The sequence below is a fragment of the Spartinivicinus ruber genome, assembly GCF_011009015.1.
Classification (GTDB): Bacteria; Pseudomonadota; Gammaproteobacteria; order Pseudomonadales; family Zooshikellaceae; genus Spartinivicinus; species Spartinivicinus ruber.
The window spans coordinates 1,074,995-1,091,628 of record NZ_CP048878.1 but is presented as its reverse complement, the minus strand read 5'-3'; the positions used below and the strand labels follow the sequence as shown (position 1 = coordinate 1,091,628).

Sequence of the window (16,634 nt, the reverse complement as noted above, 5' to 3'; positions counted from 1 at the left end):
GCTCAGGGGTGTTGATTATGTTTAAACAAAAGATTCAGCCAGTGGTGCTGGTGGCTAGCCTTGCTGCCGCAGGGTTAGCGTTATTCTTAGAAGGTGCGCTTGGGTTTGCTCTATTCATCTGCACCTTATTGGTGATCTTAATTGCCGCTCGCCGGTCATTTAATAATAATGACGAAATAATTAAAACCCAATGGTGGCTGATTGGAACAGCTTGCTTATTGACTCTACTGCCTGTTTTCAGAGCATCTCCAGTGCTACATGCATTAAGTTATCTAGGCTTAGCTATCACATCCCTACTTGCTTTAGCCATTGCCTACTCCCAAAAAAACCCGGTCAACATTGCCATTGTTACTGTAATAAGTAGCCCATTTAAAGTACTTGGCTATTTAGTTGCCACTTTACCTAGTTTTACTATTCAGGCTGTATCACCATTTACAGCCATTAATAGTACCAAACGCCACTATCTTCGTTCTATTATATTTGGACTGTTATGGGCAACACCTCTGCTGTTATTATTTGGTGGATTATTAATCACCTCAGACCCCAGATTTCAGAATTTTGCAGAGAATTTTTTTGCATTTAACGCTAATGAAATAATATTAACCGGTTTAGAGTTTGGCTGTTATTGGCTAATTACCCTGGTTTTTTTCTATTTAACCCTAGCACCAGGATTAGGCCAAGCAAAGCCAAGTAATGAGTTATTAAATACAACTGAACGAGCGCCGGTTGCCATTGACAGCATTCAAGTTTTAACCGTATTAGCCAGTATTAACCTATTGTTCTTTGCTTTTATTGGGGTTCAGTTAACCTATTTTTTTGGTGGCGATAAACTGGTACTTGGCACTAATAACCTTAGCTACGCTACCTATGCAAAACAGGGTTTTTGGGAACTAGTATTTGTAGCCATACTTGTCATCCCCGTTCTGTTGGTTGTTGATGCATTACAAACCAATAAACCATCTAACATCAAAAAGTGGTGTATACGACTTTCTGTTTTAACAATTGTAGCTACCGCCATTATCGAATTATCTGCCTTACATCGAATGGCACTTTATTTAAAAAACTACAGCTTAACTGAGCTAAGGTTTTATTCAATAGCCTTTTTACTTTTTATTATGAGTATCTTTATTTGCTATGCTGCTACTGTACTGCGGCAAAAAAGAGGGGCTTTTGTGCTTTGGTCAAGTAGTGCTGCTTTAAGCTTTATTCTCGTACTCAATATCATTAATCCCGATGCATTAATCGCTAAAGCCAACTTGGAAAACAAGTTTTCCAATATAAGACCAGATACCTCTTATTTATCGAGCTTAAGTGAGGATGCTTACCCAGTAATTGCAGATTATATTCAGGAAAACTCGACAAAAAACTGGTGTAACCTATTAGTGCAATTTAACTATCGTCTACAAGATTACCAAAATGCCAGCTGGCAGCAGTGGAACAGATCAAGAGATCAAGCACAACAAGTCGTTGCTTCATTAAGTGAAAAGCAAGATTGTAAAATAATGACTTACCTTCAATAAGAGAAGTATTTCAGTGCTGGTAGGAGGTAATGGCTTTCAGCACTGAAATTAAGCTTAATAAAAAATTACTTTTTCCTATTATAGAAAAAACCTTTTATTAATCCTACTGCCGTTTCAATATCATTCTGGTTAATATCCTTATGAATGACAAACCGAATAGTGTTGGAAGGGCTGATCAGTATACCGTTATTTTGTAAATGACTTGCTAGTTCTGCTGGGGTTGAACTTTTTAACTCAGCAAAAACCATATTGGTTTGTACTTTCGTTATATCAACTGAAAGCTCTTCTATATTTGCCAGTTTATGAGCGAGAATCAGTGCATTTTCATGGTCTTCTGCCAGCCTGTCTACTTGCTCATTTAGTGCAACAATGCCTGCCGCGGCTAAAATACCAGCCTGACGCATACCACCACCAAGCACTTTTCTCCAGCGACGAGCTTTCTTAATCAACTCATGACTACCACATAATAAAGAACCCACGGGGGCAGCCAGCCCTTTAGATAAACAAATGGAGACTGAATCAAAGTGTTGGGTAATCTGTTTTACATCAATGTTTTGTTTAACCACTGCATTAAATAACCGTGCACCATCCAAATGGCAGGCTAATCCGACAGATTTAGCATAGCTGGTCGCTTCTTTGATATAATCAAGTGACTGCACTCTACCGGAATGGGTATTTTCTAAACACAGTAATTGGGTTCTAGCAAAATGGGGGTCAATAGGCTTTATTGCCGCTTTAATATCCTCCAACGGTAAGCACCCATTTTCACCTTCTAAAATAGGTTGCGGTTGAATACTTCCTAAAACAGCAGCCCCACCTCCTTCAAATTTATAGGTATGTGCTTGCTGTCCTACCAGGTATTCATCCCCCCGTTCACAATGCGCCATTAATGCTATTAAATTGGTTTGCGTGCCACTGGCTGCAAAAATAGCATCCTCATATCCTAGTTTTTCAGCCGCTATTGCTTGCAGTTCATTAACCGTTGGATCATCACCATAAACATCATCACCTACTACAGCATTAGCCATCACCTGACGCATTTTTTCTGTTGGCCGCGTTACTGTATCACTACGAAAATCAATAGATTGCATAAATGACCCCTTAACCTTTTTAATCATCATTTACAGAAATATGGAGTGATGGAGGTATTCTGAAACGACGGTCTGGAACCTGTTTAACTCTAAAGGCCATGGATGGATTTGTAGAGTGACAGAAGAATATCCCATTACTTCATATTTAATTAAGGTAAATCTTAAGGGAATAACAGATTCAATAACAGATACAGATTGATTAGCTTTCAACCATAACAGATAATTAAAGTTGAGATAACAGTAGAACGTCATGCTTATAATCGTTCACTAATGCCTTAATATAGTCAAAGTCATTCGCGAAGAGTATAACAAATAGTTACTTCTATGAAGCAGACACCGATCTATCAACAGCTTGCGGAACAGCTTGCCGAGCAAATAAAAACAGGGGTGTATCAAGCCGGACAGAAACTGCCATCGGTAAGAGGTCTAGCTAAACAAATGAATATTAGCATTACCAGTGTAATGGCTGCTTACAATTATCTGGAAGCCCAAGAAATTATTGAAGCGCGTTACAAATCAGGATTTTATGTAAAACCCCAAGTGCATTTTGCTGCCCCTCAAGCAGGTGATAATAAGATACCACCCACCCCCGAGTCAGTTACTAGTTCCCAGCTTATAATTGACTTGGTAGCCAGCGCTGCTGATGGCAAATACCACCAGTTTAGTGTAGCAAATCCAGCGGCTGACTTACCTGCCAATGAACCATTAAGAAAAAGCTTTGCCAAGCTGGTTCGTCAGCGTTACTCCGTTATGCAGCGCAATACCGAGTTACAAGGTACGATTAAGTTACGCCAACAACTTACCCGTGTTTTGGCAGATGCAGGGATTATGACAACACCAGACAACATCATCATTACCACCGGTTGCCAAAGCGCCATGATGCTGTGTTTGAGAGCATTAGCTAAGCCTGGGGATATTATTGCCATCAGCTCACCCGCTTACTATCGTATATTGCAACTACTGGAAGCGTTGGATCTGAAAGTGCTTGAAATTCCAAGCCACCCAGTCACCGGCATCGACTTAACTGTACTTGACGGCATGCTAAGTCAATGGCCTGTAAAAGCACTGATTACTTGCCCTAATTTTGCTAACCCTTTAGGCGATAGTATGCCTATAGAACATCAACAACAGCTACTGGAAATTGTCACTAAGTATAATACGACAATTATAGAAGATGATGTTTTTGGCGAGCTAGGCTATCAAAAAGAGCGCCCTAAAGCGTTAAAATCGCTGGATAAAAATGGGCAAGTGTTATATTGCTCGTCCGCCTCAAAATCGATTTCTCCTCAATTAAAAACAGGCTGGTTAGTAGCAGACAAACATAAACAAACGATTCTTTACCAGCAATTACTGATGGGGCTAGCTCCCCCAATGATAAACCAACTTTCCCTGGCAGATTACTTAACGTATGGCAATTATCACCAGCACTTAAGTCAGGCACGGCAACGCTATCAACAACGTTATTATCAAGCACTGACTATTCTGCAGGATTACTTTCCTACGGATATTCGCCTTTCAAGCCCCAAAGGTGGTTTCGTATTATGGGTAGAACTACCCAAATCCTCTGATACCACTCAACTGTATTTCTCAGCTAAAGAACAAGGAATTCTTATTGCTCCAGGAGAATTATTTTCTGTTAGCCCTGAAAAATATAAACATTGTTTCAGGATTAACTTTTCTCAACCATGGGAACAAGATCGAATTGAGGCGATTAAAAAACTAGGTACATTAATTAAGCAGTTAACTACAAGCATATAAAGCTTAACTGATGAGCCTCTAGCGGGAGCGGCATCTCAAATCGGCCTTGTTGCTCTAAAATAACGTGATCTGGCAAACTATTGGCACGTTTCCGGTTTTGTTTAATGCATACGTCCACTGTATTTATTAGCATAACCAGCTGCATTAAGCCGTCATAGTTTCGAATCATCGTGAATAACTGATCCCTAAAATCACGTCTGATGTTAGTAGCATCCCCAGGGCAATCGCATATAAATTTACACGGAACAAATCAACTTCATTAAATACTCATGATCCCAACCAGCAGACAGCCTCTTATTTTTTATACCAATTTTATAAGTGTCATCTTGTTTAAGTATATTAAGGGCTATTTGTCTAATCCTGGACATGTTTTCAGCTGAATGGCCTATACGAATTCGACTATCATCTTCCCTAAATGCAACATCCAGACTCCAATGTAGGCTATTCTCAATTTGCCAATGATGCTGAATCATTTCACTGACAGCTTTTGCTGACAAGGGCTGGCTAGAAATATAATAGCGTTGTTCTTTTGCTTTTTTGCCTTGCAAGGTGCGCTCTGTTTCAACCCTAACGACAGCCGCTAAATCGATCCACTCTGTTGCTATAGGTAGTTTAGCCACTGAGTGATAAACCCAGCAGCGCCGTATCTCATGACGGCCATGCTGTTCTTTTTCTGAAGAATGAAAGTCTATAGCGGGACGTTGATACACTTTGGCTTTTTTAGAATACAGTTGTTCTTGAATAGCAGAATATAAACGAGGTTGGTTATTTTTAACTGCCAACAAGTAATGAGCCTCTTTTTCACGAGTTTTTTCAGCAATGGCTTTGTGACATCCCATCGCATCTATTGATACAACAGCACCTTTAACTGTTATTGCTTCTAATAGTTCAGGAATGGCGGTGATTTCATTGGATTTCCTATCAGTTTTAAGTTGGCCTAACACCAGCTTATTTTCTATTGACCATGCGTTAACCAAGTGAATAGCGTTCTTCTTATCAGGTTCAGTAAATGATCGTCTAAGGGTTTTACCATCAATTGCTACCAGCTTGCCAGGTAAGCTATCAGTGATTGACTGAATCCATTGGATGAAGCAGCTTTGAAACGAGATAGGGCAAAGGCGTGAGAAAAAACGACCAAAGGTATCATGAGAGGGTATTCCATTCGGTAGTTCTAGAAAGCTTTTAAACCATGATTCTTTGGCGTTACCAAATCGCTCAATAGCTACCCAGTCATCTGCTCCACATAAAGCGGCACAAATCGTAATAGTAATAATATCAATGAGCTTATGGCGACGATGGCGTTCCATTCGAGGATCATCTAACTGTTCAAAATGATCTAAAACTGTACTATTTTTTACCAATGTTGCACTCTATATCAGTTGCTTTTTATCCTATTATACTGATTTTGTTGTATTTTTATATGCGATTGCCCTGTGTATTATCCCCTGCTCCCGCAGATAAACAGCCTCTGATTTTATCAATGCCTGTGTAGTTTCTGGTAAACCAGCAATGTCTTGCTCAATTGCCTTTAACCAGTCTTGGTGAGGTGGTTGCTGCCACAAGTTAAACTGCAGGCACTGCATTTTAAATAATTCCAGTAATTCTAGTTGCCACTGTTTATCTTCACACTCTCTACCTTGCATATCAGCTAATGCCAGAAAATAAATCAATTCCAAATCCACTTTTCTGGCCAACTGCAAATAGTCCACAAATGGCTTATCTTTTATCACTAACCATTTAGGTACCTGATGCTCTCCAACCAAATGCAAAACAGTCAACCAAGCCGCTTTTGGCAATTCAAAAGGTAACAGGCGAAATAATAAATAATCGCGCCCGATAGTTTCATGTTTAGGGGATACCCATCTCAGCAGGTCACGCACCTCACGCTGCAAGGTAGTAACTGGCTTGGCTATATCATGCAGCAAAGCACCTAAGATTAAGCTGGCCCGTCGCCACCCCTTAATATGGGCAGCCTCATTATCCAACAACCGATAAAGCGCGGTTAACACCATCTCTGTATGAATAGCCACATCCCCTTCTGCATGCCATTGTGGCTCTTGTAGTGTATGTTGAAATTCCTTTAATAAAGGGAGTTGCTCACCTAATACCGATAAGCATTCAGTAAAAGATGGTTTTGCACGATCAGTTAATGCCATTATCCAGTTCTTCACTGGATTTATTTTTGTGCCATTAGTTTTCACTCTATTTTTATTATTCATCACTATGCACTCCCCTCAGCGTCCACTATTTTATTTGGCGCTAATTTATTGGGTAGAATGGGTTTATGCATCCAATGTTCATCACTGGTAACATGGCCAGCCCGCACCCATTTGGCAACGGCCTGGCTAAACTCATCGTAATGGAATGATGTAGCTAGTCTAACTACATAGCCTTCTGATTGCTGGGTATTAATTTTTAGGGCTCTAACCAGTTTTTCATTCCATTCGCCTTGATACAACACATTTGGTATGGCTAGCCCCCATTGGTTAGCTTGCTCCAATGTTTGCTGCCAATTAAGACAAACATTATTTTCATCCCAAATCGAAAACAGATAAAAATAGCTGATTAAGTTGTCGTAAATAATGGAATGTTGGGCATAAATATTTTCCCCACATAGCCGCCAACCTTCAGGAATAAGATGACATATCTCACCATGTAAACGTTTTACCCAATTACGAGATGGGTGCTGCCGGCTATCCACTGAACGAGCATGGATATTATCCCGATACATAGTGGTATTTTCACCATCCAGTTTTTCGGTAATCACCACTTCTTTGCCTGTAAAACGGTCACAATGGTCCATGGCAATATCATCAGCGGAAAAACCAGGAGACCAGGGCAAATGCAAGGTGCGGGGGTATTTATAGTAGTTCATGTAATAAACCTCACAAACCAACTACGGACTAACTATAAAAATGCACTTTCTCAAGAGCACAAAACAGCAGATCACTTAAAATCTACGCAATCAGTAGTTGATTAATTAAAACAATAGAAACCACTCTGTCGATCATGACGACAGAAACTCCGTATGGTGTGAATATCCTTCTCGAAGGATTTTTAGGGTTTGTTGTCGTCGTTCTTCACCCAGTCATTTATAAATACATAAACTCATGGGTCTCATCACTCGACGGCCGCCCCTAAAAGCCATTCGCTTTGGCTATATAGTTTGAGGTATTACATGGTTCTTCTGAGTTCTACTCAGCCTTTATCTTGGTGTTCTATATTGAAAGGCGAGATTTAATCATAGTTAATTGAAAGTTACAACTAAGATTAGATCAAACAATATACTTTAGCTTGATTACAACCTTCCTCACAAGCAAATGCCATATAAGTATTTTCAAACTGGCCTACATAGTGAATTTGGTAAATACCATTTTCATGCTGATAAGGTACTGCTAGTTTAATACTTTTAAAATTGAGTGACATTCCTTTGCCGATGGCTTTGGTTAAAGCTTCTTTTTTTGTCCACGTCTTATAAAAAAGGTCTTCATTTAATCCTTGCTCTTGCCAAGCTGCATATTCATCAGGGTGCATAAAATACTCGGCCACTCCCTGTCGATCATTCATTGTTTTTGATGTTTCAATATCAATACCGCAAGCCGCTTGATGACAAACCATGACTGCAACAGCACAGTCAGTATGAGATAAATTAAACTGGCAGTCTGTCTGGTCAACAAGTGATGGTTTTCCATATTTATCACTAATAAATCGAAACTTGCTTGGATCACACTCAGTAAACTTGGCCAAGACTATTCTTTTAAAATAGTGGGACAACCTAAATTTTAGTCGTAGTTGCTCAGTAACAAAACGCTGTCCGCGCTGCTGTTCTTCTTCACTTAAAATACTGGTATCAAGATACGACTCTAGATTATTAAAATCAGCATAAAAAATATTAATTCTATTATTTTTTAACTGATCAATTTTAAGAAAATCAGAAAAGTTTATAACTGTGTGTTCAATATTCATAAAGAAAAAAATACTTAGAAACTTTTATACCCTCACCCCACCCCTCTCCCAGAGGGAGGGTGAGTGAGCTAAAATTGAAGCAGAGCAAAAACTCTAGGTGAGAAAAACCACAACAGTTATTACACAATTTTCATGTATTGCTTAATAACATTAGTAAACCCTTGATCAAGAGACTCAACAATCAAGGCATGACCAATAGAGACTTCTTTAATATTAGGGATTGTTAAAAAAGTAGCCAAGTTTCGCAGATCCAAATCATGACCTGCATTGACTTCTAAACCAATAGATGTCGCATATTCAGTGGCTTGCTTATACTGCTCTAATACAGATGTATAATCACCTGCTTGAAATGAGCTAGCATAGGACTCTGTGTATAGCTCTATCCGATCAGCTCCAACCTGTTTGGCAAGTTCAATTTGTTCTTTAACGGGATCCATAAACAAACTAACCCGAATGCCAGCCGCTTTAAGCTGTTCAACAATAGGGGCCACCTGTTTACTTTGAGTGATTAAATCCCAACCATGATCTGACGTTAGCTGATCTGGTTGGTCAGGAACCAAAGTGCATTGATGGGGTGAGTTTTTTAATACTACATCCAGAAACTCAGGAATAGGATTCCCTTCTATATTGAGTTCTTTACCAGAAAACTCCTGAACAACGCCCTTTAGCAAAGCCACATCATCATAAGTAGCATGGCGTTGGTCAGGGCGAGGATGAATGGTTACACCACCAGCTCCTACCTGTAAACACTGCCTGGCATAGTGCTCTATTTGAGGGTAATTACGCCCTCGTGAGTTTCTTAACAAAGCGATTTTATTTAAGTTAACACTCAATACCGTTGCCATTTTCCAACCCCACCCACTGTTTTAGTAACGCCAGTATAAATTAGTTGTTACTCATCATCACTGAGCAAATGCTCCATCAGCTGAGCACGAATATTATCATCAATGGGTACTGAACGCTTAGTTTGATAGTCATACTGAACTAAAGTGGTATTTCCTTGTGCCACACGTTGCTGTCGTTGATAAGCACGCTGGCTAACAACAAACGAAGCATTACCTACTTTCTGCAAGCCTGTATGAATTTCAACCGGCTCACCATACTTAATTTCGGCTAAAAACTGTACATCAAAACCGGCCAATATTAAACGCCATTTAGTGGGGTCTAAGTCAGGGGTAAAATATTTAAAAAGCGGTTCTCTTGTTTTTTCAAACCACATAGGAATCACTGTATTGTTGATGTGCCCTAATGCATCCGTTTCGTAAAAGCCAGGTGTTATTATTTGTTTAAACATAGTTAGCCTTGTTTGGTACAGAGTTTAATGAGATAGTATAAAGAGGTCGTAACGCCGAGTACAGAAACAAAAGGTGAAGCAAGACAGTTATTATTGGTTGCTTTGCTTATAATAAGTCATCGACTCCTCTACCCACTTTTCAATTAGCTTAGTATTTCTAATCTTTATTATTTCCTGGTTAATCTTTGGCAATAATGAAGCATAAGGCGATTTTTTTGAAACAGTAATATAGAACTTTTCATTAACCACATGCTTTTTAAGAGCAATGATTTTACCTTCATAGCCATATTTGTTTACTTCTATCAACCCAGGGTATAAACCACACAAAAAGTAATCTACCCGCCCATACTCTAGCTTTTTAAAATGGTTAATATATTTTTGCTCCCAGTCCATTGCTAGATTCTGTTTAATGTACTGGTCAAATGCTTCTCCATAACTTTCACCTAGTTGGGTTGTACCCTGTTTTTCAATTAAGTCATCCCATGATTCATAATTAAACTGCCTATTATGCCATACAAATAGCACAACAGGATCTTCCATAAACCACTCACTATATAATAAATACTCTTTTCTTTCACTATTCATATAAGCTGCAGCAATAATATCTATTTTTCCATCTTTAGCACTTTTATGCACCCTCTTCCAAGGCCCTACTGGAGTAGCTATATATTCAATGGATAGCTTAGTAAAAATATGGTCAATTAATTTAAAGGCAGCGCCAACCATTTTATCCTGTTGCTGCCACATAATAGGAGGATAGGAAGGATGAGCGGAAATAATTGCAGGTTTTTGTATATCAGCTTGAGCAGAAAAGCTCCACCAAAATAATAAAAAAGAGATAATATAAATAAATTGCTTAAGCACATTTAGTAATTTTTTAAAATAAATAGTGCTCACACCAAAACCACAAACTACTTATCCAGCATAGTTCAATAATGCATAGAAACTTTATCTAGACTAGCCATTGCTTGATTGGATAATAAAGCTGTAACAAGTCAATATATGCAATTATAGCTTATATTAAAAAATTTTATGCAGCTTCAGCTTGTAGTATAGAAGTAGCTTGAAAGAAGTGTTTTAGTAAACGAGGCGTTGTGGAGCCATTTTCATAATATGTCTGCCATAACTGGGCTAAATTAAGTTTTGTTGCACTCTCAGGTAATATCAGTCCTTGTGAGCAGTAAATACTCCACGCTATTGCACTTGCATAACGAATATTAACCACTAACTCCTGATGTGGCGCTTCCAAAAAAGCCCGCTGTGATGCCATCCCTCTGATAGTGCTTGCCTGTTCAGGCGAAAAAGCCAAACATTGATCCCACACCGCTTGATGGGCTGCTGGTGTAATTTGAAATACACCCAGCTGCTCTTCCATAAACCGATGTTGACCAGCACGCCAACCCTCTGTTTTAGCCGTGCCTAGCAATAGCTGACAAGCCACGTTTGAAGTTTCGCCCAGTTTATCTAAGGCATCTCTTATAACTGCTGTCAGTAGGTTGTCGGTAAACCACATTTTCAACACCTCTACTGAGTTAGACCATTATTTTTTTACTTATTGTTCATATTTATCTTATCGGCCAAACCACCTGCTTATTTATTTTTTAATGCTCAATAATCAAGTAATCAGTTATACTATTTTCTAACAAAACAGTTTAGTTTTATGCAGTATACTTATCACGATTCATTTTTAGGTGTAAAATTCATTCGCAAAAGGTATGCAAACACTTTCAGCTAATAGGGACTACTTATGCTGACAGGAAAGGTAATAAGCCAGGGCTGGCCTGTTTCACGTTTATATTTACTTATCTGCATCTCACTATTTGTCGCTTGCTCTGATGAATCATCCACTAAACCCAGTCAACAACCACCTGCCGTTAAAGCAATTTCGATTAGCCCTCAACCCATCCACCCCAGTGTTGAGTTAGTAGGACGAACTGAGCCTACAGAAGACGTAAAAATCCGCTCTCGGGTATCAGGCAACTTGTTAACCCGGCACTTTCAAGAAGGGCAGGAAGTGGAAAAAGACGCTCTGTTATTTGAAATTGACCCAGGACCTTATCAGTCAGAAGTTAATCGTTTAAAAGCAGAACTAGCTAGTCAGATAGCAGCAAAAGAAGTTGCCGACCTTAATTTTCAACGTGGCAAACAATTAGTAAGAAAAGGCACTATCAGTCAATCACAAATGGACGACTTAACCAGTAAAAAATTACAGGCTGAAGCCGCTGTCACTGCAAGTGAAGCCGCTTTGAAAACAGCAGAGTTAAATCTTAGTTACACGAAAATAACAGCTCCAGTTAGTGGACGCATTGGGCAGTCAGAAAAAAGTATTGGAGACCTAATTAGCCCATCTCAAGATGTTTTAGCCAATATTGTCACCCTAAACCCAATGTATGTACATTTTCAGGCCAATGAAAAAGACGTACTCAATTTCAGACAAGAGACAAAAGCATTACAACAGAATAACACACAACAACTGGTGACTGTTCAACTGAAATTAGCGAATAAGAGCATTTACGATAAGCAAGGTAAAGTCGATTTTCTGGATAACCGCATTGATGAAGCTACTGGTACTCTTAAGGTACGTGCCGTCTTCCCTAACCCTGATAAGTTACTGATTCCAGGTCAGTTTGTAACAGTCATTATTAAGCGAACCCAACCCAGACAGGCAATTACAATTCCACAAGCTGCCGTACAAGAAGACCAAGCAGGCAAGTTTGTAGTTGTGATTAATGAGCAAAAGCTTGCTACCGTACAACGCATCACCATTGGAGCAAAAATAGGTAACAGTTGGGAAGTAAAAGAAGGGTTAACAACTGGCCAGCAGGTTATTATTGAAGGTTTACAAAAGCTAAAAATAGGACAGCCTGTTAAAGCCACACTTATCAAAACCAATACAACACCAAAAGTGTAGGCTACACCCAATACTGCTAGTCAATGATGAGTTAAATTATGTTTAGCCAATTTTTTATTAGCCGCCCTAAATTTGCTTTTGTTATTTCTATTGTCATTACTCTCTCAGGTTTATTATCCATTCCTCTACTGCCAGTTGCCCAGTTTCCTGAAATTACGCCGCCTGTCATAGAGGTCACTGCATCCTATCCAGGCTCCAGTGCCAGTATTGTAAAAGAAACTATTGCAAACCCTATTGAAGCAGAGGTAAACGGGGTAGAAGATATGATTTATATGTCTTCTAAAAGTGCAAATGATGGCAGTTATAAATTAGCTGTCACCTTTGCTGTTGGTACTGACTCAGACCTGGCACAAATTAATGTGCAGAATCGAGTCGCACTGGCCAACCCCAAATTACCAGAAGAAGCAATCCGCCAGGGCATTTCAGTCAAGAAAAAATCAAATAATATGCTGCTGGTGGTTAACCTGACCTCCCCTAATAAGAGCTACGATGCTCTATTTTTATCTAATTATGCCAGTATCAATATTCGCGATACCCTGGCTAGGATTTCAGGGGTGAGTGATGCACAAATTTTAGGTGGTACTGACTATGGCATGCGTATTTGGTTAAACCCTGACCGAATGGCAAGTTTAGGAATCACAACGTTGGACATTGCCAATGCTTTAAAAGAACAAAATCTCCAGGTACCTGCCGGACAATTAGGTGCCGCGCCCACTCCACCTGACCAGCAGTTTCAATATACCTTGCAAACCAAAGGAAGATTAAATGAACCTGCTGACTTTGAAAAAGTAGTCCTCAAAGCAACAGCCGATGGTTCTATCGTCTATTTAAAAGATGTTGCGAAAATAGAGTTAGGTGCAGCAAACTACAGCTGGTTTGGTGAATTAAATAACCAACCTAGTGTGATTATGGCTGTATACCAGTCTCCTGATGCAAATGCCTTGGCTATAGCTAAAGCTATTAATCAAAAAATGGAGGAGCTGGAAAAACAATTTCCAGAAGATGTACAGTACGAAATACTCTACGACTCCACCCGTTTTATTGAAGAATCCATTAGTGAAGTAGTAGAAACCCTGTTTGTTGCTGTCGCTTTAGTGATTTTTGTTGTTTTTATTTTTCTTCAGGATTGGCGCTCAACCCTCATACCAGCAATTGCTATTCCCGTATCATTAATTGGTACCTTTGCCGTGTTATATGGTTTAGGCTTTTCAATTAATACCATCTCTCTATTTGCTGTGATTCTAGCCATTGGTATCGTTGTAGATGATGCAATTGTAGTCATTGAAAATGTTCAACGCCTATTGGCAGAGGGCCATGACCCTGTCACTGCAACACGACAGTCAATGACTGAAGTTTCTGGCCCAATTGTCGCCACAACGCTGGTATTATTAGCTGTATTTGTACCAGTTGGATTAATGCCGGGTATTACAGGTAAATTATACCAGCAGTTTGCTGTTACCATTTCCATTGCCGTACTGATTTCTTCAATTAATGCATTAACATTAAGCCCTGCCTTATGTGCCAGCTTGCTAAAAAACGAGCTAACCACACCTATCTATCCACTGCAATTATTCAACAAATGGTTTGACTGGTTAACTCATCATTACTCCAGTGGAGTCAGTCAACTGCTAAAAAGACTAAGCCTGGTAAGCTGTTTATTTGTCGTGTTAATTGGCTTTATTTGGTTATTTGCAAAACAACTGCCTTCTGGTTTTATCCCAGCCGAAGACACTGGCTATTTTATGATTGATATTCAGTTACCTGATGGGGCTTCATTAAACCGAACCAGCCAGGTCTCTCAAAAGGTCAGTAATATTATTAAACAGCAGCCAGGTGTATCCGATGTAATGACTGTAACAGGCTACAGTTTGCTAAACGGGGCAGTTTCTTCTAATGCTGGCTTAGGTATTGTGGTATTAGAGCCTTGGCATAACCGAGAGAAGCCAGAATTATTTCAGCTGCAAATTTTACAGCAAGTGCAGGCTAAATTAAGTCAATTAGCCGAAGCTAAAGTAATGGCATTTAGCACTCCAGCTATACCCGGGTTAGGTACTACTGGGGGTTTTGAATTTGTACTAACTGATCAAATGGGCAGAGATGCCGAAGAAATAGCAGGGGTAATGCGTGCTTTAATTCTACAGGCCAATCAGTCAGAGGAGATTAGTGTTGCCTATAGCACTTTTCGGGCTAACGTACCGCAAATTTATCTGAATGTTGATCGACTTAAGGCAAAAAACTTAGGGGTCCCTTTAAGTGATATATTTTCAACACTGCAAACTCAGTTAGGATCTTACTATGTAAATGATTTTAATAAATTCGGACAAACCTACCGGGTTATGTTGCAGGCTGAAGCAGACTTTCGTGATGATGAAAAAGATATCAACCGTTTTTATGTAAGAAGTCACGAAGGAAAAATGGTGCCCTTAGGGACTCTAATTAATACCAGCTCTATTCTGGGGCCAGATATTGCTACTCGCTATAATCTCTTTAACTCAATTAGCATTAATGGCCAGCCTGCTGAAGGTGTCAGCTCTGGTGAAGCCATTACCGCGATGGAAGCAGTAGCCAAAAAAGTGCTACCCACAGGGTATAATTTTGAGTGGACAGGGATGACCTTCCAAGAATTAGCGGCTGGAAATCTTGCACCTGTATTATTCAGCCTAGCCTTGGTTTTTGTTTATTTGTTTCTTGTCGCACAATATGAAAGCTGGTCAATTCCTTGGGCTGTGATTCTGGCAGTACCCGTCGCGATACTTGGCGCATTTATTTACGTTTGGTTAATGAGTGCTGATATTAACCTATACACCCAAATTGGCTTAGTATTATTAATTGGCCTAGCCACCAAAAATGCCATTCTCATAGTAGAGTTTGCAAAGGTTCAGCGAGAAGAACATGGACTTAAGATTACTGAAGCAGCTATGCAAGCAGCTAAATTACGATTTAGAGCCGTATTAATGACTGCTTTTTCTTTTATATTAGGCGTCTTACCCTTGGTGATTGCCACCGGTGCAGGGGCTGCCAGCCGTCGGTCAATTGGTTATAGTGTATTTGGTGGTATGTTAGCAGCAGGCATAGTTGGTACTCTATTAGTACCTGTATTTTATGTAATTGTTCAGTCTATTCGCGAACGGTTGAAAAGGGGAACCACCAACGTCAGTTCAGGACATGAAAAATAATCCAATATCAGTGTATGATCCTGCAGAGTAATCTATGAAACGACCGTTCGAGTCTATTTATTTTTTTTTAGCAAAATACTAATACTATATCATACTACTCTTAGTGGTAAGCCGTTACCAGCTTAACCTTAGAGCAAAAACCACTTAAAAATGATATACCGGTATTTCAATGAAATATTGTACCTTAACCCTGTTTATTTTATTCCTTAGCTTCAAAGCCGTTGCTGACATAAAGCTTTGTGGTGTTGAGTGGCCACCATTTACTTATGGAAAAGACAATCATCTGGTTAAAGGGATTTCCATCGATGTTTACAAAGAAGCATTTCCCAGAATGGGGATGATATTCATTGCTGATCAGTTACCTTGGGCCCGTTGCTTAAAAGATGTAGCTGAAGGCTATTATGATGCAGTTATCGATAATGCGAATCTTCCGCCTTATATTGTTGCTGATACACCTACTAGTGTCTATCCACTAGGAATTTATGTACGTAAAGACTTTCCTCAAAATACGTTTTCCTGGGAAAATATCACAGGTAAACCAGTTGCAATGGTTACTGCTTATGATTATACAAAAAAAATTGCCGCTTTTTCCGGCTGGCAACGTGTTGATTTTGCCAGTGACGAAAAAGTACTAGAGGCGCTAAAGCTAAAACGCTATAACTATGCCTTGATTGATGTATTCAGTGCCCCTATATTAGCAAAAAAAGTTAATCTACAAATTAAATTGCTTAAGCCAGTGGTTGACTCAACCAATCTTTATCTGGCTTTTGCTCCTAAAAACAATGTGTTAGCAAAAAAATTCGGTGCCACAATCAAAGATATGATTAAAGAAGGCATTATGGACAAAATTTATCGAAAGCATATATCGATGAGTTACTCAGAAGTGTTAGAACTTAGCCAAAGCAGTAATAAGTAATA

At 39.4% G+C, this 16,634-nt stretch carries 15 protein-coding genes; 5 read left to right on the top strand and 10 right to left on the bottom strand.

Annotated features, from left to right (window positions below; genetic code table 11):
• Positions 1–17: 17 nt before the first annotated feature.
• Complete coding sequence (locus G4Y78_RS04955) at positions 18–1,520, top strand: DUF4153 domain-containing protein (protein WP_163831976.1); 1,503 nt, start codon at positions 18–20, stop codon at positions 1,518–1,520.
• 65 nt (positions 1,521–1,585) lie between these two features.
• Here G4Y78_RS04955 and ltaE read toward each other — a convergent pair whose 3' ends face one another.
• Positions 1,586–2,611, bottom strand: a complete 1,026-nt coding sequence (gene ltaE / locus G4Y78_RS04950; protein WP_163831975.1) for a low-specificity L-threonine aldolase — start codon at positions 2,609–2,611, stop codon at positions 1,586–1,588.
• 324 nt (positions 2,612–2,935) lie between these two features.
• Between ltaE and G4Y78_RS04945 the strand changes: the two genes are divergently transcribed.
• On the top strand, positions 2,936–4,369 hold the full coding sequence (locus tag G4Y78_RS04945) for an aminotransferase-like domain-containing protein (RefSeq protein ID WP_163831974.1): 1,434 nt from the start codon (positions 2,936–2,938) through the stop codon (positions 4,367–4,369).
• Here the strand turns inward: G4Y78_RS04945 and G4Y78_RS31605 are convergent.
• The 9 genes from G4Y78_RS31605 to G4Y78_RS04905 form a co-directional block, all read right to left on the bottom strand.
• Positions 4,356–4,571 (bottom strand): hypothetical protein, encoded by a 216-nt coding sequence (locus tag G4Y78_RS31605; RefSeq protein ID WP_408022090.1) that lies wholly within the window; start codon positions 4,569–4,571, stop codon positions 4,356–4,358. The genes G4Y78_RS04945 and G4Y78_RS31605 overlap by 14 nt on opposite strands.
• Positions 4,572–4,605: 34 nt before the next feature.
• Complete coding sequence (locus tag G4Y78_RS04940) at positions 4,606–5,730, bottom strand: ISAs1 family transposase (RefSeq protein WP_222937590.1); 1,125 nt, start codon at positions 5,728–5,730, stop codon at positions 4,606–4,608.
• 33 nt (positions 5,731–5,763) lie between these two features.
• Positions 5,764–6,588, bottom strand: a complete 825-nt coding sequence (locus G4Y78_RS04935) for an HD domain-containing protein (RefSeq protein WP_163831973.1) — start codon at positions 6,586–6,588, stop codon at positions 5,764–5,766.
• A 2-nt stretch (positions 6,589–6,590) separates the two neighbouring features.
• Positions 6,591–7,244: an RNA ligase family protein gene (locus G4Y78_RS04930; RefSeq protein ID WP_163831972.1), complete on the bottom strand. Its 654-nt coding sequence runs from the start codon at positions 7,242–7,244 to the stop codon at positions 6,591–6,593.
• A gap of 395 nt (positions 7,245–7,639) precedes the next feature.
• On the bottom strand, positions 7,640–8,335 hold the full coding sequence (locus G4Y78_RS04925) for a 4'-phosphopantetheinyl transferase family protein (RefSeq protein WP_163831971.1): 696 nt from the start codon (positions 8,333–8,335) through the stop codon (positions 7,640–7,642).
• Positions 8,336–8,454: 119 nt separating this feature from the next.
• Positions 8,455–9,180, bottom strand: a complete 726-nt coding sequence (locus G4Y78_RS04920) for a pyridoxine 5'-phosphate synthase (RefSeq protein WP_163831970.1) — start codon at positions 9,178–9,180, stop codon at positions 8,455–8,457.
• 47 nt (positions 9,181–9,227) lie between these two features.
• Entirely contained in the window at positions 9,228–9,629 is a 402-nt protein-coding gene (locus G4Y78_RS04915; protein ID WP_163831969.1) for an acyl-CoA thioesterase, read from the bottom strand.
• Positions 9,630–9,719: 90 nt separating this feature from the next.
• The gene (locus G4Y78_RS04910; RefSeq protein ID WP_163831968.1) at positions 9,720–10,526 is read right to left on the bottom strand and encodes a substrate-binding periplasmic protein; all 807 of its coding nucleotides are present in this window, start codon (positions 10,524–10,526) and stop codon (positions 9,720–9,722) included.
• Between the two features lie 133 nt (positions 10,527–10,659).
• Positions 10,660–11,142: a hypothetical protein gene (locus G4Y78_RS04905; protein WP_163831967.1), complete on the bottom strand. Its 483-nt coding sequence runs from the start codon at positions 11,140–11,142 to the stop codon at positions 10,660–10,662.
• Between the two features lie 234 nt (positions 11,143–11,376).
• On the opposite strand from G4Y78_RS04905, the gene G4Y78_RS04900 reads away from it, so the two are divergent.
• The 3 genes from G4Y78_RS04900 (at position 11,377) to G4Y78_RS04890 (ending at position 16,632) form a co-directional block, all read left to right on the top strand.
• The gene (locus G4Y78_RS04900) at positions 11,377–12,540 is read left to right on the top strand and encodes an efflux RND transporter periplasmic adaptor subunit (RefSeq protein WP_163831966.1); all 1,164 of its coding nucleotides are present in this window, start codon (positions 11,377–11,379) and stop codon (positions 12,538–12,540) included.
• 38 nt (positions 12,541–12,578) lie between these two features.
• The gene (locus tag G4Y78_RS04895) at positions 12,579–15,716 is read left to right on the top strand and encodes an efflux RND transporter permease subunit (protein WP_163831965.1); all 3,138 of its coding nucleotides are present in this window, start codon (positions 12,579–12,581) and stop codon (positions 15,714–15,716) included.
• 169 nt (positions 15,717–15,885) lie between these two features.
• Positions 15,886–16,632, top strand: a complete 747-nt coding sequence (locus G4Y78_RS04890; protein WP_163831964.1) for a substrate-binding periplasmic protein — start codon at positions 15,886–15,888, stop codon at positions 16,630–16,632.
• Positions 16,633–16,634 lie beyond the last annotated feature (2 nt).

Coding starts and splice junctions, on each gene's coding strand:
- G4Y78_RS04955 (WP_163831976.1), top strand. CDS start 18: ATGTTTAAACAAAAGATTCAGCCAGTGGTGCTGGTGGCTAGCCTTGCT.
- ltaE (WP_163831975.1), bottom strand. CDS start 2,611: ATGCAATCTATTGATTTTCGTAGTGATACAGTAACGCGGCCAACAGAA.
- G4Y78_RS04945 (WP_163831974.1), top strand. CDS start 2,936: ATGAAGCAGACACCGATCTATCAACAGCTTGCGGAACAGCTTGCCGAG.
- G4Y78_RS04935 (WP_163831973.1), bottom strand. CDS start 6,588: ATGAATAATAAAAATAGAGTGAAAACTAATGGCACAAAAATAAATCCA.
- G4Y78_RS04930 (WP_163831972.1), bottom strand. CDS start 7,244: ATGAACTACTATAAATACCCCCGCACCTTGCATTTGCCCTGGTCTCCT.
- G4Y78_RS04925 (WP_163831971.1), bottom strand. CDS start 8,335: ATGAATATTGAACACACAGTTATAAACTTTTCTGATTTTCTTAAAATT.
- G4Y78_RS04920 (WP_163831970.1), bottom strand. CDS start 9,180: ATGGCAACGGTATTGAGTGTTAACTTAAATAAAATCGCTTTGTTAAGA.
- G4Y78_RS04915 (WP_163831969.1), bottom strand. CDS start 9,629: ATGTTTAAACAAATAATAACACCTGGCTTTTACGAAACGGATGCATTA.
- G4Y78_RS04905 (WP_163831967.1), bottom strand. CDS start 11,142: ATGTGGTTTACCGACAACCTACTGACAGCAGTTATAAGAGATGCCTTA.
- G4Y78_RS04900 (WP_163831966.1), top strand. CDS start 11,377: ATGCTGACAGGAAAGGTAATAAGCCAGGGCTGGCCTGTTTCACGTTTA.
- G4Y78_RS04895 (WP_163831965.1), top strand. CDS start 12,579: ATGTTTAGCCAATTTTTTATTAGCCGCCCTAAATTTGCTTTTGTTATT.
- G4Y78_RS04890 (WP_163831964.1), top strand. CDS start 15,886: ATGAAATATTGTACCTTAACCCTGTTTATTTTATTCCTTAGCTTCAAA.